Raw genomic sequence first — 20,590 nt, 5'->3', positions numbered from 1 at the left:
CATGGCACAGTCGGCCGTGACGCGCGAGCGGCTTTTTGCGCTCCGCGAAACCATTGCAAAGCTTGAAGGGAAGCCCGCGCCGGCCTTGGCGGCCGCGCAAAGCGAAGCCTTGGCCGACAAACGCCTCGCCGCCAAGAACGACAGCGGCCCGCGTTTTCCTCTTGGAATACCCGCACTCGACGAGGCGATCGATGGCGGCTTGCCGCTCGACGGGATCACCGAGGCTCGCACCGACCTCTTGCGGGAGGCCGGTGCCGGCAGCGGCTTTGTGCTGGCGCTTGCCGCCATGCTGCAGCGTCAAGTCGAGGAGAGCCACAGTGCGCCGCTACCGATCCTGTGGATCGCGGACATGGTTTCCACGATGGAAGCAGGCGTCCCCTACGCCGTAGGGTTACGAGATTTCGGTCTGAAGCCGGACCAGTTCTTCTATGCCAGTCCGCGCAAGCTTGAAGACGCTCTCTGGCTTGCGGAATCTGCAGTCGAAAGCGGCGTTTTTCCTGCGACGGTTCTGGAGATCCGCGGCAACCCAAAGCCCTTCGGCCTGACGGAGAGCCGTCGTTTGAGCTTGCGGGCGAAAGCATCGAAACGCCCGCTTTTCCTGTTGCGGCAGGCTGGAGAGGAAGAAGCCAGCAGCGCTTATTTCCGCTTCCTTGCAGCACCCGCGCCGGCACAGGCGCGCCCCTTGCCGGATGGCACGATGCTGGGCGGTAGCATCGGCAATCCGGTTTTTCATCTCACCCTGGAGAAGAGCCGCAACCCGGCTCCCCTCTCCTTTCTACTGGAGTGGAACCCCCATGACCGCCGTTTTTTCGCCGTCTCCCAATCAGCCAACCCTCGCCTTCCAGACGAACGCGCAACGCATTCTGGCACTCCACTTTCCGCACCTTCCAACCGACCGGATCGCAAGAAAGAAATGGGGGCTCTCCTGGCGTTCGCACGGACGTCCTGAAGCCGCACCGATCGTCTGTTCCAGCCGCCTCAACAATACGATGCGGCTGACGGCACTGGACGAGGCTGCCGAAACACTCAATCTCCGAAAGCATATGGGTGTCGCCGAAGCCCGCGCCATCTACCCCACGCTTGATGTGATCGAGGACGACCCAGCCGCCAACCGGCGCTTCCTGGAAGCGATCGCCGACTGGTGCGATCGCTATACCCCGCTTGTTGCTCTCGACGGCGTCGATGGCTTGTTCCTTGACATTACCGGGTGCGCCCATCTGTTTGGCGGTGAGACGCCCCTTCTCAAGGATATTCTCGCACGGCTCTTCCAGATGGGAATTGACGCCCGCGGCGCCATCTCTTCCTCGCCTGGATTGTCCTGGGCCATCAGCCGTTTTGGCCAAGGCGGCATCATCGAGCATGGGGAGGCAGAACAGGCGTTGGCTCCCCTGCCCGTCGCGGCCCTGCGTCTCGAGGACGAAACCATAGGGGGCCTGGACAAGATGGGCCTCAAATATGTCGGCGATTTGCTGACCGCGCCCCGCGCCCCCCTCGCCCGCCGCTTTGGGGGAGCTGTGCTCTTGAGGCTCGATCAGGCGCTTGGGACCGATGAAGAGCCGGTCTCTCCACGCCTGCCGGTCGCAAGCCTCTCGGTCGAACGTCGCCTGATTGAGCCGATCGGAGCCGAAGACGATATCCTCGCACTCACGGGTCAGGTTGCCGTCTCCCTGAAGCCCTCGCTGGAAGCCCGCGGTGTCGGCGGCCGTATCTTCGAGTTGGTCCTGTTCCGTGTCGACGGCAAGGTTTTTCGCATTTCTGCCGGGACCGCGCAGCCCTTGCGGGAGCCCAAGCGCATTGCCGCCCTCTTTGCCGAACGCCTGCAGGCAATTCACGACGATTTCGATGCGGGTTACGGATTCGAGATCCTTCGTCTCAACGTACTCCTGCACGAAGATTTCGTGACGTCACAGGGAGACTTCGAACACCGCCAGCAGAAGGACGCGTCTCTTGCTGCCTTCGTGGATCGGGTTTCAGCTCGCCTCGGAGAAGACTGCCTGCAAACCTTCCAATTGCGGGAGAGCCACATACCGGAAAGAGCCTACACTAAAGTGCCGGCAATCGAACATCTGTCCGCCCCGAAAACCCGGGAGGGGCATCTGCCACCAGCCAGGAGCGAACGGCCCATCCGGCTATTGCGGAAAGCGGAGCCGATGGATGCCTTTGCCATCGAAATCCCTGATGGCGCACCAGCGAGCTTTCACTGGCGGCGCATGCAGCACCGTGTCTTGAAGAGCGAGGGCCCGGAGCGGCTGGCAATGGAATGGTGGCTCGATGGCGTAGATGGAAAGGATGCTGGGGATCGGGACTATTTCCGGATCGAAGACGATAAGGGGCGCCGCTTCTGGATCTATCGCCAGGGTCATTATGAGCGTGACACAACGCAGAGTTGGTTCATGCACGGGGTCATTGCCTGATGTCCGCCTTCTTCGAAATCGGCGCCAAGACCAATTTCTCGTTTCTGGAGGGCGCCTCCAAGCCCGAGGAAATGGTCGTTCAGGCTGCCGTTATGAAGCTTGGAGGCCTTGGCATTGCCGACCGCAACTCAGTTGCAGGTGTCGTCCGGGCCCATGCCCAGGCAGAGGCGATCCGGAAGAAGTTCGAACGAATGAAAGCCGGGCTTCTGGAGGAGCGCGAGAAGAAGGACATCATTCCCGACCCGATCCGTTTCCAGCCGGGAGCCCGCCTCGTCTTTGCGGATGGAACGCCTGACATTCTTGCCTACCCCCGAGATCGCCAGGGCTGGGCGCATCTTTGCCGGTTGCTGAGCGCTGGAAACCTGAGAGCCGAGAAGGGTAAGTGCATTCTGTCGGAAGCAGATCTGATGGAATGGGGCGACGACATGATGCTTGCAATCATTCCGCACCCGTCCATTGCCGACGATAACAATCACGCCGCGTTCGAAGCCTGTCTGGAGCGCTTCAGAAAACGCTTCCGGAAAAACATCCACATGGCGCTCGCTCCCGCCTATGACGGCCGCGATAGGCGCATGTTTGCGACCATCTCCATGCTAGCTGACCGTAGCCGCATCCCGCTGATCGCCACCAACCAGCCACTCTACCACGATACGGCCCGCCGCCCCCTCGCCGATATCGTTACCTCGATCCGGGAGCATATTCCCATTCCCGAGGCTGGCTTTCTCCTGGCTCCGAATGCCGAACGCTATCTCAAGAGTGGCAACGAAATTCTGCGCCTCTTCAGAGACTATGCGCACGCCGTAACAAACACAGGGAAGTTCTTTGAAAGCCTTTTCTTTTCGCTCGACGAACTGGAGCACAACTATCCCTCCGAGAATGACGAGGGGGAAACACCCTATGAAACACTGGAACGCCTTACCAATTCAGGTGCAGCAAAGCGCTTCCCCAACGGCGTGCCTGAGAAAGTTCAGAATAACATCGAATACGAGTTGGATCTCGTTCGTCGTAAGCAATATGAACCATACTTCCTGACGGTCCACAGGATCATCCAGTACGCCAGGCATGAGAAAAAAATCCTCTGTCAGGGTCGCGGCTCCGCGGCAAATTCCGTCATTTGCTACTGCCTTGAGATAACCGAGGTGAATCCCGAGAAAAGCACCCTGCTTTTCGACCGCTTCCTGTCGATGGACCGCGACGAACCGCCGGATATCGATGTCGATTTCGAGCATGAGAGGCGCGAAGAGGTCATCCAGCATATCTATGAGAAATACGGCAAGGAGCATGCGGGTCTCACCGCAGGGGTGACCACTTATCGCACCCGGTCCGCCGGACGTGAGGTTTCCAATGCCTTCGGTCTCTCAGAAGATGTCCAGTCCGCGATCGGCAGCTTGGTCTGGGGCTGGTCGGAAGAGAAGCTATCCGAACGGGAAGCAAAGGCGGCCGGGCTCGACATTTTCGATCCCATGACCAAAAACGTGCTGAAATATGCATCCGAGCTTCTCGGTTTTCCCCGCCATCTCACCCAGCATGTCGGGGGGTTCGTCATCACCAGGGACAGGCTGGATGAAGTCGTTCCGATCATGAAGACGGCAATGCCCGGACGCTACATGGTCGAATGGGACAAGGATGATCTCGACAATCTGAAGATCCTCAAGGTCGATATCCTGGCGCTCGGAATGTTGACCGCCCTGAAGCGGGCATTCGATCTGCTTCTCCTGCATTACGACGTGAAGAAGACCCTCGCCGATCTCGGCAACGATAAGCATGAGGATGAGGAGCCCGTCTATGCGATGATGTGCCGGGCCGACACGCTTGGCGTCTTTCAGATCGAGAGCCGAGCGCAGATGAGTATGCTGCCGCGTCTGAAGCCCCAAAGGTTCTATGATCTCGTCATTGAGGTCGCCATCGTCAGGCCAGGCCCCATTCAGGGAAACATGGTTCACCCATACCTGAAACGCCGGGAGGAAAAGGCACGCGGTATCCCAACGACATATCCGAGCCCGGAACTTAAGGAAGTTCTCAAACGAACACTCGGCGTACCGCTGTTTCAGGAACAGGCCATGCAGATCGCCATCACGGCTGCAGGTTTTAAACCATCCGAAGCGGATCAGCTCAGACGCGCCATGGCGACCTTCAAACGAACAGGCACCATCGGCAATTTCGAAACGCGGTTCATTGAAGGCATGGTCGCGAAGGATTATCCCCGCGACTTTGCCCTCCAATGCTTCAACCAGATCAAGGGTTTTGGCGAATACGGCTTCCCGGAAAGCCACGCGGCCTCGTTCGCACTACTGGTATATGCCTCTTCCTGGGTGAAAGCCTACTATCCGGATGTCTTCTGTGCTGCGATGCTGAATTCGCAGCCAATGGGTTTTTATGCCCCCGCGCAGCTCGTCAGGGATGCAAGGGAGCATGGGGTTGATATCCGGCCCGTCGACATCAATGAATCGAACTGGGATTGCTTGCTTGAGGAGGCAGAATTTAACAAGCGTTCAGTCGATTTCCGGCATGCCAGCATGCGGGATGTCATCAAGACAAAGCGAGCCGTTCGGCTTGGCTTCCGGCAGATAAAGGGCCTTTCGGAAGCGAGTATGGAACAACTCGTCGCCAACAGAGGCAGGGGCTATTCTTCCATTCGCGATCTCTGGCTACGCTCAGGCCTGCAGAAAGCGGATATAGAGCGGCTTGCTGATGCGGATGCCTTTCGTTCCATAAAACTGTCGCGGCGGGAAGCGCTCTGGGCGGTGCGGGCGCTCGATGCGAAGAGCGCTGCCGAAAAGCTTCCTCTGTTCGACCAGGTGAGCCACATCGACTTGCAGGTCGAGCCTGAGACGCGGCTGCCGGAAATGCTGCCTGGCGAACAAGTCATCGAGGACTATCGCTACCTCTCGCTTTCCCTGAAAGGTCATCCGGTCTCGTTCCTCCGCGACGAATTCCGCAAAGCCGGCGTCGTGCGGAGTGTCGATCTTCTCACCGTCCCGAACGGCAGAAGGGTGACGATCGCCGGCCTGGTTTTGGTGCGTCAGCGCCCGGGCTCCGCCAAGGGCGTCATCTTCATGACACTGGAAGACGAAACGGGCGTTGCCAATGCCATTGTCTGGCAAAAGGTCTTCGAGAAATATCGCCCGATCGTCATGGGAGCACGACTCGTGAAGATCCATGGCAGGCTTCAGAGCCAGAGCGGCGTGATCCACACCGTCGTCGATCATATCGAGGATATGACCCCCGCGCTCGGCATCCTGCAGAAGGAAGCCCGTCGTTTTGGCGTTAGCGATCGTTCGGATCAAGCGCTCAATCCGACGATGGATCCGCGTCAAAGGAAACTCGCAAACTCAGTTGAGAACGCCGTGATGGAGAAGAGCCTCATCTCCGGCAGTCATGGAGCACGGGAAACAGCTCCGATCATGCCAAAGGGCCGCAATTTCCATTGAGAACGTGCATCAGAACGCCGGATTTGAGGGTTTGCAATGTAGCGGAGAGTACCTTCGACAGTCCCACAATGTGCGACGAATGGCCTATTCCGCGAGTCGATTTTTTCTTGACACCTATCATCTTCTTTTGCAGAAAAGGGGATAGTGAATGTCATGTTTGGAATGACGCCGTGCTTGTCTGCAGCTGCAACTACATAACCGATCACGAAATCCGGGAAGTCATCAACGAACTTCTCGATGAGGATTGTTGGCAGCTTATCGTGCCTGCAAAGGTATACCACGCCATGGGGAAACGAGGCCGCTGCTGTGGCTGCTTCCCGAACGTGGTCGACATCATCATCCAGACGACCGAGGAATATCACGCCCGTCACCACTCGACGGAAGCCGAAATATTTGATTTCATGTCCCGCCTCAGAGAATTCCATGAAGAAACCAGGAGAGCGGACATTGAAAGGCGACAAAAAAGTCATCGAGCGGCTTAACGAGGCCCTCTTTCTCGAGCTCGGCGCCGTCAACCAATATTGGGTCCATTACCGACTTCTTGAAGATTGGGGCTACACCAAGCTCGCCAAGAAGGAACGGGCAGAATCCATCGAGGAGATGCATCATGCCGATCGTCTGGTCGCGCGCATCATCTTCCTCGAAGGTCATCCCAACCTTCAGACTCTTGCCCCGCTTCGGATCGGCCAGAACGTCAAGGAAGTTCTGGAAGCCGACCTCGCCGGCGAATACGATGCCCGCACGGCCTACAAGAAATCACGCGACATCTGTCATGAGGCCGGGGACTACGTCTCGATGAAGCTTTTCGAGGAGCTCCTGGCAGACGAGGAAGGTCACATCGACTTCCTCGAAACACAGCTGGAGCTGCTCGGCAAGATCGGCGAATCGAAGTACGGCCAGCTCAATGCCGACTCCGCCAACGAGGCCGAATAGCGATTGACATGACCGGCAGCCCTGGCCGCCGGCCATTCACTCTGCGGCGCTTAGGCCAGCCAAGTGCCTGAACTCGTCGACCACCTGCTCATAGACCGCCCGCTTGAAGGGCACGATGAGACCGGGCAGGCTTTCCATCGGCTTCCAATCCCATGCATCGAATTCCGCCGCATGGCCGCCGGGCGGCGGATTGATTGCGATCTCCTTCTCATCTCCATCGAAACGGAAGGCAAACCAGCGCTGCGTCTGACCGCGGAATTTTCCCTTTAGCCCAATGCCCACCAATTGGGGTGGCAAATCGTAGTTGATCCAGTTCCTGGCTTCCGCAAGCAGCGTCACCGTGCGAATACCCGTTTCCTCGTAAAGTTCCCGATAGGCGGCATCCAGCGGATCCTCGCCCTTGTCGATGCCGCCCTGCGGCATCTGCCAAAGCTGCGGCGATCCATCATATTCGGAGTTCTCTTCGGGAATCCGTCGCCCCGCCCATACGAGGCCCTCGCGGTTGAGGATCATAACGCCGACGCAGGGGCGATACGGCAGGTCTTCGGTGTCGACGATCAGCTTGCTCATCAGCTCTCTCTATTTCAGGGTCTCTTCGGGTCGTTGGTCAGCGCAGCGACACCGACGATCTCAATGCCGCGCATCGCGGCCTCCTGCGTCCATTGCGCGATGGCATCAATACTCTCATCGAAGGCGGCGGCAACACCGATTGCCTGACCATTGCGCTTTGCGACGCGTTCAAGCTCGTCGAGCTTCTGGATGATGGCGTTCACATCAAGCTGCTTGTCCAACTGCACATCAGCAAAGGCGTAGGGCGCCTCCGTTCCCTTTGCGACTGCCGCGGTTTTGGACTGGGCCGACGTTCCGTCGTCAAGAAACAGCAACCCGCGCTTTCCGATATCCCGCATCACCGGCTCCATGGCGTTGGGGTCGGAAAGGAAGCGCCCGCCCTGATAATTCATGATGCCCGTATAGTTGATGATCTCGCCCATTGCCCGGTGCAGGCTTTCAATATTCTTCGCAGCCGACGTCGACGTCAGCAGCGTGTCCGGCCCGGGATCGTTTGCCGGGTAATCAAAAGGTTCAAACGGAACCTGCAACAGGATTTCGTGGCCTGCGCGGCGCGCTTCCTGCATCCAACGCTGCAGGCTGTTGCCACTGGCGGCAAAAGCGAAGGTGACCTCCTCCGGCAATTGCTGGATCGCCCGCTGCGTGCCTGTCTGGCTTAACCCTAGTCCGCTCACAACGATCGCGATGCGTGTTCCGTGCGCACCCGACCATGGCCGCGCATACTGGTCCATCGGGCGACGTCCGTCCGGCCCGACGATCGGGAGCCGCCCCAACGGCGTATTTTCCAGAAGCGCATCGTTCGGCAACGCTGCCATTCGTGGATCCTGCCCGACCTGCGAGGCATCAACCAGCACTGGGCCATTTCCGTCGCGTTGTCTCGGGGAGTATTTCGTGACGACCGATCCATCGCCCGTGACCATCTGCTCCACATTGGCACCCGATCGGGGATCAGATGGCACCATACCATTTGGAACCGCAGCGGACGAAGATTGCGACGGTACCTGGTTTTGATTGGTATCGGATGGCGGCACAGCCGCCTGGTCTTGAACTGGCGGCTTCTCGCGCTTCAGCCCATCTCCACGGAATGCCGTATAGAGCGACGAAACCCCGATCAGAACGAGGCAGATCCCGGCGACGACACGACCCGTCCGAAGAATTCCCGGCCACTGCCGCTTAACCTTGCGGCCCTGTCCCAGTGGTGCGTGCAGATCGGTATTCAAACTTCGTTTCCGCTTCAGAATCAGGACAGCAAAAAGGCGTCAGGCCGGATACACCATCCGGCCTGACGCCTCAAATTGCAATCACTTGGCGCTAACGGCCTTGTCCGGATTGGGCGGGAAGGACGGGTCCGTCTTCTTGCCGCGAAGCAGGTCAAGCGCGTAGTTGAGCTGAACGTCGTCCTTCGGATCCGGCGGAACATAGGCAACCGAACCGGAGCCTTCGTCCGTCTCGCTCTGGCCCTTGATGTGCCCACGCAGGCTGGACTCGCCTTCGGTGGTCATCTTGCCCTTCAGATCGTCCGGCAGCGGCTCTTCGACCTTGATATCCGGCGTGATGCCAGTGCCTTGGATCGAGCGGCCCGACGGCGTGTAGTAGAGCGCCGTCGTCAGTCGCAGCGCGCCGTTTTCACCGAGCGGGATGATCGTTTGAACCGAGCCCTTGCCGAACGAGCGCGTTCCGAGAACGGTAGCACGACGCAGGTCCTGCAACGCGCCGGCAACGATTTCCGAAGCAGATGCCGAACCGCCGTTGATCAGGACGATTACCGGCTTGCCGTCCGTCAGGTCGCCCGGACCAGCGTTGAAGCGGCGGGTCTCATCGGGATTGCGGCCGCGGGTGGAAACCACTTCGCCACGCTGCAGCAGCGCATCCGACACCTGGATCGCCTGGTCGAGCAGACCCCCCGGGTTCAGACGAAGATCGAGGACGTAGCCCTTCAGCTTGTCAGCCGGAACCGTCTTCTTGATCTTCTCGATCGCCTTTTCGAGATCGGGGTAGGTCTTCTCCGTGAAGGAGATGACGCGCAGATAGCCGACATCATCCTCAACGCGCGACTTCACGGCCTGCACAGCCACAACGTCGCGAACGATCGTCAGCTCTATAGGCTTGTCGGCACCCTTGCGGATCAGCGTCAGCTTGATCGGCGTGTTAACCGGGCCACGCATCTTTTCGACCGCATCTTCCAGCTTCAGGCCGCGAACGGACTGACCGTCGATCTCGGAAATGTAGTCACCAGCAAGAACGCCAGCCTTTGCCGCCGGCGTGTCGTCGATCGGCGTGATGACTTTGACGAGTTCATCTTCCATGGTGACCTCAATGCCGAGGCCGCCAAATTCGCCCTTCGTCTGGGTCTGCATGTCAGCCGCATCCTTGGCATTCATGTAGCTCGAATGCGGATCCAGCGAGGATAGCATGCCGTTGATGGCATTTTCGATGAGTTTGTCCTCGGCCGGCGGCGTCACATACTGCGCGCGCACACGCTCAAAAACGTCACCAAAAACGGAAAGCTCCTTGTAGGTGGAGGCTCCGGCTGCTTCCGCAGGCACGCCTGCCGAATAGATGACGCTCATCGCGGTCGCACCCATCAATGCGCCGACCAGAACAAGAGAAGCCCTACGAATCATTGCGTGCCTTTCCAGTGTCTTTAGCGGTCCACCAAGGCCGGGAATCGACCGGTTTTCCATCTTTTCGAAATTCAATGTAAAGCGTCGGACGGTTGGTTTCCAGCGCCAATGCTGTCGCGCTTGCCACTCTTTTTGCGCCCATGGCTGCAAGTGGCTCGCCGGAGAAAACGAACTTCCCCTGGCGCGTGCTGATCGTCTCCATTCCGGAGAGGACGAGGTGGTATCCGTTGCCGGCATCGAGGATGATCATCTGGCCGTAGCTGCGAAAAGCACCCGCGTAAACGACAAGCCCATCTGCGGGAGCGGTAACCACCGTTTCCGGATTGGTGGCAAGCGTCATTCCCATCGCCTCGTGGCCGGTTCCGTCGGCGTCGCCGAACTGGCGGAGGATATCGCCTGCCACAGGCAATTCCAGCTTCGCCTTCAATTCTCCGAAGGGATATGCGGGGGCAATGCGGTTTTTATCAGGCACGCCGCTCTCCGCGAGGGCTTTGGCCTGGGCGCGTTGCTCCTCGGTCAAGAGCTTGCGGTTTTCCTCGGCCTGGCGGGCCGCGGAGGCGGCGTCGCGAACCGATGCGATCTCGGTTTCCATCGATGCCACCAGCCCCTCGAGGCTTGTTGCCTTGCTGGCAAGATCCTCCGACCGCTTCTTCTCCACATCCAGTTCCGCCGCGCTGCTGCGGCTCAGCTTCTCGTTTTCAGCGAGAAGCAAATCCATCCGGCGCTCTTCCTCGATACTATTGGTCATCGTCGTCGTGAGTGCCGCTTTCTCCGCAGCGCTTGCCGTTTGCAACGCAGACAGATTGGCAAGATCGGCGACGAGCTTGTCAGTTTCCTTTCGGATACCGGGAACCACCGCGCCGAGCAGGATTGCGCTGCGAACCGATGCGAGCGCGTCGTCAGGTGTCACAAGGAGGGCCGGCGGCGGATTGCGGCCCATCCGCTGCAAGGCACCCAGCACCTCGGCCAGCAAGCCACGCCGTTCATGCAATGACCGGCGGACCGCGTCTTCCTTTACGCCGAGATCGGCCAGTTTCTTCTCGCTCTCCAGGATCTGCTTCTCGAGCGATTTGCGCCGCGCCGCGGAATCGATCAGCGCTTGGCGAACGCTGCTGGTGCTCTTGTCCAGATCCGCGATGCTCTTCTGAAGCTCAGCAACCTTATCGGAGGAGAGGCTGATCGTCTTCGACAGGGCTTCAAGCTCGGCGCGCGTCTCGTCTCGCTTCGCCGCAAGGTTGGCCGCCGGATCGGGCGGCGGCTGGGCAACCGTTGCATTTGCCAGGGCAGGCGCCTCGGGCAACGACATCCGCGCAGCTTCCGGCGCATCCTGCGCGAAGGCGCCCGTGGCGAAGGGGCGGTTCGCAACTGCCACCACAGACACGCTCAAGCCTGCAGCCAACAGAATGACGTATTTTGGCTTGAACGCGCGTGTCGGCATACGAGCTTCGAAATCCCTTCAAATCGCGCGAAGATTAAGCTGATTTGACATTCTTTGCCAGATCGATTGAGTGTCTGTGCGTTCCGGGACGGACACGCTCGCGTGAGCAACGGAACCCATCAGACGCGATGATAGGGATGGCCGGAAAGGATCGTGACGGCTCGATAAAGCTGCTCGGCGATGAGCGTGCGAACCAACTGATGCGGCCAAGTCATCTTGCCGAGACAGAGGGTTGCATCGGCAACGTCGTATAGCAACGGATCGAGGCCATCGGCACCGCCGATGGCAATCATCAGGTCGCGCTTGCCCTGGTCGCGATAGTTTCCAAGGAGATTGGCAAAGCCTTCACTGTCCAGCGCCTTGCCGCGCTCGTCCAACAGGATGAGAACACTCCCCTCGGACAACGACTTCTGCAGCATCGCCGCTTCATCGCGCTTGCGCGTATCGGCATTCGACGCACGACTTTCAGCCACTTCGGCCACGCGGGAGAATTCGAGGCCGACCGCAGGACCGGCCTTGGCAAAGCGATCGAAATAGCGGGCCGCAAGATCCTTCTCGGGGCCGGACTTCAGCCGCCCCACCGCAAAAAGACCAACACGCATCATCCGCTCCCGCAGTTCGGCAACCGGCGGCACACACCTGCCGCCAGCCGGATTCGTCCGGCCAATAAATGCCGTCTATCAGGCCGCGGACACAGCGTCCAGCAGCCTGTTAGTGCACCGTTTCCTCGTCCATATCGGGCGCGGCCCACATCTTTTCGATGTTGTAGAACTCGCGTATTTCTGGACGAAAGACATGGACGATGACATCGCCGGTGTCGATCAGGATCCAATCGCCGCCTTCCTGACCCTCGACGCGGGCGCTTCCAAGGCCCTCGTCTTTGAGATCAGACAGCAGGTGGTCCGAGATCGCCATGACATGCCTGCTCGAGCGCCCGGAGACGACGACCATGAAGTCTCCCAGTGCCGATTTTCCAGCAATGTCGATGGTGACGATATCTTCAGCCTTAGAGTCCTCAAGGCTAGTGAGGACGGCGTGCAGGGCGCGGGCGGCAGCATCGGCGCCACGTTCCGGGCTCTTCGGGACAACGGCAAGCGTTTTTCCCTTGGCGTGTACTGTTGTCAGTGCTTTCCCTTTCTCGGAATGACAAAACATGCACATCACTGATTTGGTGACCAAATCATAGTTAAGATAGGCACCAAACCATTAACGTTTCAAGACGCGCACAATCACAAAGCGTGAACGACCATTTGACGCGATAGATCATCTGTGGATGAAAGACCGAATGTGGCCCGGCTGTGTACAGTCCTTGCAACCACACGTAAAGTAAGATCGTTTTCGACTATAGAAGACTTGCCGATGAAAAGCCCCGCCGTTGATACGCTCACTCCGATACTCCGCATCAGTTTTCCTCATGAAGACCGCCTCGGGCGCGGCAAGATGGAACTGCTCGAACATATCAGGGAAACGGGATCGATTTCCGCGGCAGGCAGGGCGATGGACATGTCCTATCGTCGCGCCTGGTTGCTTGTCAGCGATATGAACCGGATGTTTCGCGAGCCCGTGGTCGAGTCCCAGCGCGGCGGCCCAAAAGGTGGAGGCGCGGCGCTGACGCCGTTCGGCGATGAGCTCCTCGCCCGCTTTCGCAAGATGGAGCAGATGATGAAAACGACTCTCGCTGAAGAGCTGGCATGGCTGGAGGCCAACCGATCGCCTGAAAGCAATCGCTGATCATGGTTCAAGGGCGACGGTCTTTATCACGGCAAAAACAGGCGACCCTATCCGCACGCCCAGCCGCTCTGCCGAGAAGCTTGTGATCCGGGAAAGAATGGCGTCCCCACCGCAATCGACGAGAACGTCAATGGTGGCGTCGTCTGCCTGCGACATGTTCTGAACGGTACCTTCAAGCACGTTGAGCGCGCTCAGGGCTTCCGGCTTTTTCATTGCCAGCATCACGTCGCGAGACGGAATTCGGACGCGAACGGGCTTGCCGAGGTTTAGCATCGCTCCCGGGACGTGAAGCCGAGCTGATTTCAGGGCAATTGTCGCTATGCGGTGCTGCACGTCGAGGCTCTCCACCATCCCTTCAAGAAGAGCCCCCGCATCGCGCCGCTCGAATGAGGCCGGCGGATGGCTTAACACATCCACGGCCGAGCCAACGGCCTCCACCTGTCCATCACGCATGACGACGACCTGATTGGCGAGGCGTGCTACTTCGGCGATCGAATGACTCACATAGACGATCGGAATGTCCATCTCGTCGCGCAGGCGCTCAAGATAGGGCATGACCTCGGCTTTTCGCGCCTCATCCAACGCCGCCAGCGGCTCATCCATCAACAGCAGACGGGGAGCCGAAAGCAGGGCTCGCCCAATGGCAACGCGCTGCTTCTCGCCACCGGAGAGCTTTTCCGGTCTGCGCTCGAGCAGGCTTTCGATGCCCAGCAACGAAACAATTTGATCCAATCCCTCTGCCGAACTGGTGGCTCTGGCAAACCACCGGCCATAGGACAGGTTGTGACCGACACTGAGGTGCGGGAACAGCCGCGCCTCCTGAAAGACATAACCGAACCTCCGTCGATGCTTGGCGACAAAGATCCGCCGCTCGGTATCTGTCAGGACTTCGCCGTCGAGGACGACCTGGCCCGCGTCGGGCCGCGCCAACCCGGCAATGATGCGGATCATCGACGTCTTACCAGAACCGGAACGGCCGAAAAGCGCGGTGATCCCGCGCCCCGAGGTAAAGGTGGCATCGAGCGCGAATGCGCCAAGCCGCTGTTTTGCTTTCACGACAAGCGTCATTCCGGATCAATCCTCCGGCCGACGATGCGCGACAGCAATTCCGAGGCAAGCAAGGCGGCCATCGAAATCACGATAGCGACGAGCGTCAACCGCAGGGCGCCGGCATCACCGCCCGGGACCTGCGTAAAGGAATAGATCGCCGCTGAAAGTGTCTGCGTTTCCCCCGGGATGTTGGAAACGAAGGTAATCGTCGCTCCGAACTCCCCCATTGCCTTCGCAAAGGAAAGGATCATTCCTGCTATGATGCCAGGCAGGGTAAGTGGCAATGTTATCGTCATGAAAACCCAGAATGGGCTGGCTCCCAAGGTGCCGGCTGCCTCCTCCAGCTTTCGATCGACCGCTTCGATCGAGAGCCGGATGCTGCGCACCATCAACGGAAAAGCCATGACCCCGCACGCGAGCGCGGCACCTGTCCAGCGAAACGAAAACACGATGCCGAAATAGTAATCGAGAAAGCTGCCGATCGGCCCGCGCCGCCCGAAAAGGATCAGCAAAATGAAGCCCGTGACAACAGGCGGCAGGATCAGCGGCAGATGGACGACACCATTCAGAATCGACTTACCCCAAAACCGGCCCCGCGCCAGCAGCAGGGCAACGCCGATGCCGAATGGCAGGCTGGCCAGCATCGCCACCACCGACACGCGCAGGCTGAGCAAGATTGCCGTCCATTCATCATCGCTCAGGCCGAGTGCGTCCAAGCCATTCTCTCCAAAAATAGAAGGCCCGTATCGACGGGCCTTCTCACGCTATGCCTTCGTGCGAGAATTCGCAATCATTTCAAGATGGTGAAGCCTTGCTCGGTAAAGAAATGAGCCGCCTTTTCCGATTTCAGGAAGTCGAGGTATGCCGCGGCATCCGGGTTCTTGCTCTCGGAAAGAACGGCGACCGGATAAATGATCGGAGGATGCGAATCCGCCGGGAAGGTGCCGACAACGGCAACGCCCGGATCCGCGGAGGCGTCGGTCTGGTAGACAACGCCATAGGGCGCCTCGCCGCGCGATACCAACGCCAGTGCTGCACGAACACTTTCAGCACCGGCAACCTTCGCCTCAACCGAGGGCCAGACGCCAAGCGCTTCAAGCGCAGCCTTGCCGTACTTGCCGGCCGGAACCGACTTCACCTCACCCATGGCAAGCTTGCCATCACCGAGCAGAGTGGCGAGATCGAAACCCTTTTTGATCTCGACCGGCTTGGCGTGGTCCTTGGTTGCGACAAGTACAATTCGGTTACCCAAAAGATTGGACCGGCTGTCGGCCTTGATCAGATTCTTCTTGGCAAGATAGTCCATCCAGTCCAGGTCGGCGGAGACGAAGATGTCGGCGGGTGCGCCGCCTTCAATCTGCTTTGCAAGCGCGGAGCTTGCAGCATACGAGGCGACAGCCTCCTTGCCGGCTTCCTTCGCCCACGCGGCATTCGCTGCATCAAGGGCGTTCTTCAGGCTGGCCGCTGCAAAAACGCTGACCTTTTCCGCAGCGGCGGCTGGCGTTGCGGCAACGCCTAAGAAGACAGCCGAAATGGCTGTGACGGCAAACTTCATCCATTGGCGACGACTGTGCATGATCTCTCCCGAAGCTTTGGAAATATCTGTAGAAATATAACGTCGCTTGCGACTTGGCTAGCGCTATATTTTGACAAGCATAACCGTCTGCGCGTCTCAGACTTCACACATTCGTGATGCGCATGACTGCTGAGATCCTAGTTCCCAAAACGGCGAGAATTTAGGGGGGGAACCGACAAAAGTTTGAAATCTCGACGAAAATCGTCTCGGATGCCAAAGAATTGGGCAAAAACGAGGAGGCTTATGGCTACGGCCATGCTTGTAGCGCATTGCTGCAATGCAATGGACCCGCTTCAAGAATCCGGGGACTATGGTACAACGCACTCATCGAACGGCGATCTCCTCCTCCCAAAGCCGTTGGATAGGATCGACAACACTCCTCCTCCCAGTTGTCGATCGAGTTTACGAAGCCCGACGGATCTCCTCCCCCGTCGGGCTTTTCATTTGTACGTCTTCCCTGAAAAGTCGAACTATTTTACGGTGCCGTTCGTAGCGCGGATAGCCGTCGAGCTATGACTGGAGCGCGGACCGTGTATGAACGTCCAGGCTGGTGCCTGGCGCTTCCAGAGCGCGCGGGAATCATCTTCGTCAACGCGGGCAAAATCGAACGTCCTCGCCACTTTCGATGACAGGAACGACAGCGTGGAGCCCGGGCGGTCGATCACGGCAATCGGAAATGTGTTGACGATATCCTGCCAGCGTTGCCACTGATGGAAAGTCTTCAGGCTGTCGGCCCCCATGATCCAGATGAAATGGACATGCGGGTTGCGCGCCTTGACGCGCGCCAGCGTGTTTGCCGTGAAGCTCGTCGCGAAATCGCGTTCGAACGCCGTGACCTTGATCGAGGGATGTCGGGCAAGCCGCTCGCTCAGAGCGATGCGCTCGGCAAGCGGCAGCAGGTGCCGCCGATCCTTCAGCGGATTCCCGGGCGTGACCATCCACCAAAGCTGGTCGAGGCCAAGCCGCTTGATCGCGATTTCTGCAACCAGCGCATGCCCGTCATGCGGCGGATTGAAGGAACCGCCGAAAAGACCGACCACCATGCCCCGCTCGCTATGCGGCATCCGAAGATGGCGCCGGTCGATTTCGTCGTTGATCACGTCAGGGCCGGGTCTGTCCGGTGCCGTGCACACGGTATTTGAAGGAGGTGAGCTGCTCGACACCGACAGGGCCGCGGGCATGCATCTTGCCGGTCGCAATGCCGATCTCGGCACCCATTCCGAACTCGCCGCCATCGGCAAACTGTGTCGACGCATTGTGCAGCAGGATCGCGGAATCAACCTCGGTGAAGAACCTCTGCACCACATCAGGATCGTCGGCAATCACTGCCTCGGTGTGGTTCGAGGAATAGGCCTGGATGTGCTCTATCGCACCCGAAATGCCATCGACGACAGCAACCGAAACGATGGCATCCAGATACTCGGTCGACCAGTCCTCCTCGGTGGCTGCCTTCACGCCAGGCATTGCTTGAACGACCGCAGCCGAACCGCGGATTTCGCAACCGGCTCCCGCAAGGGCCTCCAGCAGCGGGCGAAGATGAGTCTTGGCCACAGCGCTGTCGACGAGAATCGTTTCCACTGCACCGCAGATACCGGTGCGCCGCATCTTGGCGTTGACGACGATCTCCGTGGCCATGTCGAGATCAGCGGATGCATCCACATAGATATGGCAAAGCCCTTCAAGGTGCGCGAAGACGGGCACCCTCGCCTCGTTCTGGACACGCGCAACAAGGCTCTTGCCGCCGCGCGGAACGATAACGTCGATTGCACCATCCAATCCGCGCAGCATCGCTCCGACGGCAGCTCGATCGGTTGTCGGCACGAGCTGAATGGCATGCTCTGGAAGTCCCGCGGCCTTCAGGCCCTGTACAAGGCAGGCATGAATTGCGTGCGATGAGCGCCGCGAGTCCGAACCACAACGCAGAATGACAGCATTGCCGGCTTTCAGGCACAGCGCACCGGCATCCGCCGTGACGTTCGGGCGGCTCTCGAAGATCACACCGATGACACCGAGCGGCGTCCGAACGCGCTCGATCTTCAGTCCATTCGGGCGTTCCCAGACAGCGATCAGCTCGCCGACCGGATCCTTCAGCGCCGCGATCGCGCGGATACCCTCGGCCATCTCGGCAATGCGCTTGTCGGTCAGTGTCAGACGATCGACGAAGGATGCGAGCATGTCCGTGCCGGCGACATCTTTCAGATCCTTGGCATTCTCGGCGAGGATGTGATCCTTGTTGGCGAGGATCGCATCCGCCATGGCGTTCAGCGCCTTGTTTTTGGCTTCAGTGGACGCAAAGCCCAACGGTCGCGCCGCAGCCTTGGCCTTGCGGCCGATGTCATTCATCAGCGCGTCAATGTCAGGGCTCTGCGCAACCGTATCAAGCATAGCTTGTGTCCTTCTTCTGCCTTTCCGATTTTGAACTGATCTGCGACGTCATCACCATGTCATCGCGATGGATCATTGCCGCACGTCCCGCATAGCCGAGGATTGCCTCGATCTCCGTCGACTTGCGGCCGGTAATCTGCCGCGCCTCGTCGGCATCGTAGCCAGCAAGTCCGCGCGCGATCTCCCGGCCATGCGGGCCGACGATCGCCACCGTATCGCCGCGGCTGAAAAGCCCGACAACCTTGCGAACCCCGGCAGGAAGCAGGCTTTTGCCGGCGCCGAGCGCAACAACGGCACCCTCGTCGACGTGGAGTTCGCCCGCCGGCTGCAACTGGCCCGCAATCCACGTCTTTCGCGCCGTTACGGGCGTCCCTGAAGGAGCAAACCAAGAGGAGCGCGCCCCATTCTCGATCGCCGAGAGCGGGCTGTCCGCCTTGCCTGAGGCGATGATCATTGCGCAGCCGGCCGTCGTCGCAATCTTGCCGGCGTCGATCTTGGTGCGCATGCCGCCACGCGACAGCTCGGACGCAGCGCCACCCGCCATCGCTTCGATTTCAGGCGTGATCTCGGCGATCGTGGCAAGAAATTCCGCCTGCGGATCGAGGTGCGGTGGCGCCTTATAGAGACCGTCAATATCGGACAGCAGAATCAGCAGATCAGCACCGGTCATGGTCGCGACCCGCGCAGCCAGGCGATCATTGTCGCCGTAGCGAATTTCGCTGGTAGCAACGGTATCATTCTCGTTGATAATCGGCACGGCGCCGATCTTCAGGAGCTGATTGATGGTGGCACGCGCGTTGAGATAGCGACGGCGCTCTTCCGTATCGCCGAGCGTCAAAAGGATCTGACCAGCAACGATCTCGTCGTGGGACAGACTTTCCGACCAGGCACGCGCCAGAGCGATCTGGCCGACGGCCGCCGATGCTTGACTTTCTTCGAGCTTCAGGGCTCCCGAAGGGAGATCGAGGACCGAACGGCCGAGAGCAATCGCGCCGGACGAAACAACGAGGACGTCGACGCCCTTGGCCTTCAGGGCCGCAATATCGCGGCACATTGCGTCGAGCCACGCCTTCTTCAGACCGGTCCTGCGATCGACGAGGAGAGCCGAGCCGATTTTGATGACGATGCGGCGATAGCGCTCAAGCGACTTACGCGTCGTCATGGGCCTCGCCTTCATCATCCGACACCGTATCGCGATGGCGGAGCTTCGGTGCCTTGGCGAGCTTTTCCGCCCCGCCGGCATTCGCCTCGACAATCACATCCCGCAAGGCTCGCAGCACTTCCGTCATGCCTTTGCCCGTCGCCGCGGAAATCTGGAACGGCGCCTTGCCGCAGGCCTTGGCCAGTTCCTTCGTCTTCTTCTTCAGCGTGGCGTCATCGAGAACGTCGATCTGCGACAGGGCGACGATCTCGACCTTTTCGCCAAGATCACTGCCATAGGCCTCGAGTTCGCGCCGGACGGTCGTGTAGGCCTTGCCGACCTTTTCCTCTTGCGAGGAAACGAGATGCAACAGAACGCGCGTACGCTCGACGTGGCCGAGGAAGCGGTCACCGATCCCGACTCCTTCATGCGCGCCTTCGATCAGCCCCGGAATGTCGGCAAGGACGAATTCCTGCCCGTCAACGGTCGCGACACCCAGGTTCGGGTGCAATGTCGTAAAGGGATAATTTGCAATCTTCGGCCGGGCACGGGTGACGGCTGCAAGGAACGTGGACTTGCCGGCATTCGGCAATCCAACAAGGCCAGCGTCTGCAATCAGCTTCAAGTGCAGCCAGATTGTCTTTTCCTCACCGGGAAGACCGGGATTGGCCCAGTCCGGCGCCTGGTTGACCGAGGATTTGAAGTGCGCATTTCCGAAGCCACCATTGCCGCCGGTAGCGAGCCGGTAGCGTTGGCCTTCCTCGGTGAGATCGCAAATCAGCGTTTCCTTGTCTTCCTCGAAAATCTGCGTGCCGACGGGCACCTTAAGCGTCACGTGCTCACCATTGGCGCCGGTACGGTCCCTGCCCATCCCGTGAGTACCGATCTTGGCCTTGAAGTGCTGCTGGTAGCGGAAGTCGATCAGTGTATTGAGACCATTGACCGCCTCGACCCAGACATCACCGCCGCGTCCGCCGTCACCGCCATCGGGGCCACCAAACTCGATGAACTTCTCGCGTCGGAACGATACGCTGCCCGCGCCGCCGTCTCCGGACTTGATGTAGACTTTTGCTTCGTCGAGAAATTTCATCTTACTTCCATTGTGGCCGTTCATCGCTCCTCTTGCCGCTTTCGATATAGGCGGTTCAATCGGAGGTCAAAGGATTATCGTGAGGTTTGCGAGCTATAGCATACAGTACGGCTGCGGTCTTGATGGTATCTACGACCTCGACCGTTCGGCAACATCATCGCATCCAGCAACCTGAAATCCGCGAAGATCGACATAGCTCCGACCATT

Annotated in this window: 19 protein-coding genes; 6 read left to right on the top strand and 13 right to left on the bottom strand. The window is 59.3% G+C overall.

What is annotated here, in order from left to right:
* Nucleotide 1 precedes the first annotated feature (1 nt).
* From RHIBUN_RS37170 to bfr, 5 genes are all read left to right on the top strand, one after another.
* Nucleotides 2–949, top strand: coding sequence for a hypothetical protein (locus tag RHIBUN_RS37170; protein WP_025658019.1), 948 nt, complete (start codon nucleotides 2–4; stop codon nucleotides 947–949).
* Nucleotides 861–2,414 carry a DNA polymerase Y family protein gene (locus RHIBUN_RS0100770; RefSeq protein ID WP_280949559.1) on the top strand — a complete coding sequence of 518 codons (1,554 nt, stop codon included), beginning with the start codon at nucleotides 861–863 and terminating at the stop codon, nucleotides 2,412–2,414. The genes RHIBUN_RS37170 and RHIBUN_RS0100770 overlap by 89 nt, the downstream gene beginning before the upstream one ends.
* Nucleotides 2,414–5,845, top strand: coding sequence for an error-prone DNA polymerase (locus RHIBUN_RS0100765; protein WP_037214639.1), 3,432 nt, complete (start codon nucleotides 2,414–2,416; stop codon nucleotides 5,843–5,845). The genes RHIBUN_RS0100770 and RHIBUN_RS0100765 overlap by 1 nt, the downstream gene beginning before the upstream one ends.
* 68 nt (nucleotides 5,846–5,913) lie before the next feature.
* On the top strand, nucleotides 5,914–6,327 hold the full coding sequence (locus RHIBUN_RS0100760) for a (2Fe-2S)-binding protein (RefSeq protein ID WP_084659594.1): 414 nt from the start codon (nucleotides 5,914–5,916) through the stop codon (nucleotides 6,325–6,327).
* The gene (gene bfr / locus RHIBUN_RS0100755) at nucleotides 6,293–6,778 is read left to right on the top strand and encodes a bacterioferritin (RefSeq protein WP_007528518.1); all 486 of its coding nucleotides are present in this window, start codon (nucleotides 6,293–6,295) and stop codon (nucleotides 6,776–6,778) included. Before RHIBUN_RS0100760 ends, bfr begins: the two co-directional genes overlap by 35 nt.
* A 36-nt stretch (nucleotides 6,779–6,814) precedes the next feature.
* Here the strand turns inward: bfr and RHIBUN_RS0100750 are convergent, their stop codons facing one another.
* The 6 genes from RHIBUN_RS0100750 to rsfS form a co-directional block, all read right to left on the bottom strand.
* Nucleotides 6,815–7,348 carry an RNA pyrophosphohydrolase gene (locus RHIBUN_RS0100750; protein WP_025658015.1) on the bottom strand — a complete coding sequence of 178 codons (534 nt, stop codon included), beginning with the start codon at nucleotides 7,346–7,348 and terminating at the stop codon, nucleotides 6,815–6,817.
* A gap of 14 nt (nucleotides 7,349–7,362) precedes the next feature.
* On the bottom strand, nucleotides 7,363–8,568 hold the full coding sequence (locus RHIBUN_RS0100745) for a divergent polysaccharide deacetylase family protein (protein WP_025658014.1): 1,206 nt from the start codon (nucleotides 8,566–8,568) through the stop codon (nucleotides 7,363–7,365).
* Nucleotides 8,569–8,649: 81 nt separating this feature from the next.
* The gene (locus RHIBUN_RS0100740) at nucleotides 8,650–9,972 is read right to left on the bottom strand and encodes a S41 family peptidase (protein ID WP_025658013.1); all 1,323 of its coding nucleotides are present in this window, start codon (nucleotides 9,970–9,972) and stop codon (nucleotides 8,650–8,652) included.
* Complete coding sequence (locus tag RHIBUN_RS0100735) at nucleotides 9,962–11,410, bottom strand: murein hydrolase activator EnvC (RefSeq protein ID WP_025658012.1); 1,449 nt, start codon at nucleotides 11,408–11,410, stop codon at nucleotides 9,962–9,964. Before RHIBUN_RS0100735 ends, RHIBUN_RS0100740 begins: the two co-directional genes overlap by 11 nt.
* Nucleotides 11,411–11,529: 119 nt before the next feature.
* Entirely contained in the window at nucleotides 11,530–12,012 is a 483-nt protein-coding gene (gene rlmH / locus RHIBUN_RS0100730; RefSeq protein WP_025658011.1) for a 23S rRNA (pseudouridine(1915)-N(3))-methyltransferase RlmH, read from the bottom strand.
* Between the two features lie 109 nt (nucleotides 12,013–12,121).
* Entirely contained in the window at nucleotides 12,122–12,565 is a 444-nt protein-coding gene (gene rsfS / locus RHIBUN_RS0100725; RefSeq protein ID WP_018855943.1) for a ribosome silencing factor, read from the bottom strand.
* A 204-nt stretch (nucleotides 12,566–12,769) separates the two neighbouring features.
* On the opposite strand from rsfS, the gene RHIBUN_RS0100720 reads away from it, so the two are divergent.
* Nucleotides 12,770–13,141, top strand: coding sequence for a winged helix-turn-helix domain-containing protein (locus tag RHIBUN_RS0100720; protein ID WP_018855944.1), 372 nt, complete (start codon nucleotides 12,770–12,772; stop codon nucleotides 13,139–13,141).
* Here RHIBUN_RS0100720 and modC read toward each other — a convergent pair whose 3' ends face one another.
* From modC to obgE, 7 genes are all read right to left on the bottom strand, one after another.
* Nucleotides 13,142–14,209 carry a molybdenum ABC transporter ATP-binding protein gene (modC, locus tag RHIBUN_RS0100715; protein WP_025658010.1) on the bottom strand — a complete coding sequence of 356 codons (1,068 nt, stop codon included), beginning with the start codon at nucleotides 14,207–14,209 and terminating at the stop codon, nucleotides 13,142–13,144.
* Nucleotides 14,206–14,907, bottom strand: a complete 702-nt coding sequence (gene modB, locus RHIBUN_RS0100710) for a molybdate ABC transporter permease subunit (protein ID WP_025658009.1) — start codon at nucleotides 14,905–14,907, stop codon at nucleotides 14,206–14,208. The genes modC and modB overlap by 4 nt, the downstream gene beginning before the upstream one ends.
* Nucleotides 14,908–14,981: 74 nt before the next feature.
* Entirely contained in the window at nucleotides 14,982–15,767 is a 786-nt protein-coding gene (gene modA, locus RHIBUN_RS0100705) for a molybdate ABC transporter substrate-binding protein (protein WP_025658008.1), read from the bottom strand.
* Between the two features lie 470 nt (nucleotides 15,768–16,237).
* The gene (locus tag RHIBUN_RS0100700) at nucleotides 16,238–16,831 is read right to left on the bottom strand and encodes a nicotinate-nucleotide adenylyltransferase (RefSeq protein ID WP_245271618.1); all 594 of its coding nucleotides are present in this window, start codon (nucleotides 16,829–16,831) and stop codon (nucleotides 16,238–16,240) included.
* Between the two features lie 37 nt (nucleotides 16,832–16,868).
* Entirely contained in the window at nucleotides 16,869–18,152 is a 1,284-nt protein-coding gene (locus RHIBUN_RS0100695; protein ID WP_025658006.1) for a glutamate-5-semialdehyde dehydrogenase, read from the bottom strand.
* On the bottom strand, nucleotides 18,145–19,314 hold the full coding sequence (gene proB, locus RHIBUN_RS0100690) for a glutamate 5-kinase (protein WP_025658005.1): 1,170 nt from the start codon (nucleotides 19,312–19,314) through the stop codon (nucleotides 18,145–18,147). The genes RHIBUN_RS0100695 and proB overlap by 8 nt, the downstream gene beginning before the upstream one ends.
* On the bottom strand, nucleotides 19,301–20,383 hold the full coding sequence (gene obgE, locus RHIBUN_RS0100685; protein WP_025658004.1) for a GTPase ObgE: 1,083 nt from the start codon (nucleotides 20,381–20,383) through the stop codon (nucleotides 19,301–19,303). Before obgE ends, proB begins: the two co-directional genes overlap by 14 nt.
* Between the last annotated feature and the right edge of the window lie 207 nt (nucleotides 20,384–20,590).

This window comes from Rhizobium sp. IBUN (genome assembly GCF_000510625.1).
In the GTDB taxonomy this organism is placed as follows: Bacteria; Pseudomonadota; Alphaproteobacteria; order Rhizobiales; family Rhizobiaceae; genus Rhizobium; species Rhizobium altiplani.
The sequence above is the reverse complement of the archived record's forward strand: the minus strand, read 5'-3'. Positions and strand labels throughout refer to the sequence as shown.

Coding starts and splice junctions, on each gene's coding strand:
- RHIBUN_RS37170 (WP_025658019.1), top strand. CDS start 2: ATGGCACAGTCGGCCGTGACGCGCGAGCGGCTTTTTGCGCTCCGCGAA.
- RHIBUN_RS0100765 (WP_037214639.1), top strand. CDS start 2,414: ATGTCCGCCTTCTTCGAAATCGGCGCCAAGACCAATTTCTCGTTTCTG.
- RHIBUN_RS0100760 (WP_084659594.1), top strand. CDS start 5,914: ATGTGCGACGAATGGCCTATTCCGCGAGTCGATTTTTTCTTGACACCT.
- RHIBUN_RS0100750 (WP_025658015.1), bottom strand. CDS start 7,348: ATGAGCAAGCTGATCGTCGACACCGAAGACCTGCCGTATCGCCCCTGC.
- RHIBUN_RS0100740 (WP_025658013.1), bottom strand. CDS start 9,972: ATGATTCGTAGGGCTTCTCTTGTTCTGGTCGGCGCATTGATGGGTGCG.
- RHIBUN_RS0100735 (WP_025658012.1), bottom strand. CDS start 11,410: ATGCCGACACGCGCGTTCAAGCCAAAATACGTCATTCTGTTGGCTGCA.
- rlmH (WP_025658011.1), bottom strand. CDS start 12,012: ATGCGTGTTGGTCTTTTTGCGGTGGGGCGGCTGAAGTCCGGCCCCGAG.
- rsfS (WP_018855943.1), bottom strand. CDS start 12,565: ATGTTTTGTCATTCCGAGAAAGGGAAAGCACTGACAACAGTACACGCC.
- RHIBUN_RS0100720 (WP_018855944.1), top strand. CDS start 12,770: ATGAAAAGCCCCGCCGTTGATACGCTCACTCCGATACTCCGCATCAGT.
- modC (WP_025658010.1), bottom strand. CDS start 14,209: ATGACGCTTGTCGTGAAAGCAAAACAGCGGCTTGGCGCATTCGCGCTC.
- modA (WP_025658008.1), bottom strand. CDS start 15,767: ATGCACAGTCGTCGCCAATGGATGAAGTTTGCCGTCACAGCCATTTCG.
- RHIBUN_RS0100700 (WP_245271618.1), bottom strand. CDS start 16,831: ATGCCGCATAGCGAGCGGGGCATGGTGGTCGGTCTTTTCGGCGGTTCC.
- RHIBUN_RS0100695 (WP_025658006.1), bottom strand. CDS start 18,152: ATGCTTGATACGGTTGCGCAGAGCCCTGACATTGACGCGCTGATGAAT.
- proB (WP_025658005.1), bottom strand. CDS start 19,314: ATGACGACGCGTAAGTCGCTTGAGCGCTATCGCCGCATCGTCATCAAA.
- obgE (WP_025658004.1), bottom strand. CDS start 20,383: ATGAAATTTCTCGACGAAGCAAAAGTCTACATCAAGTCCGGAGACGGC.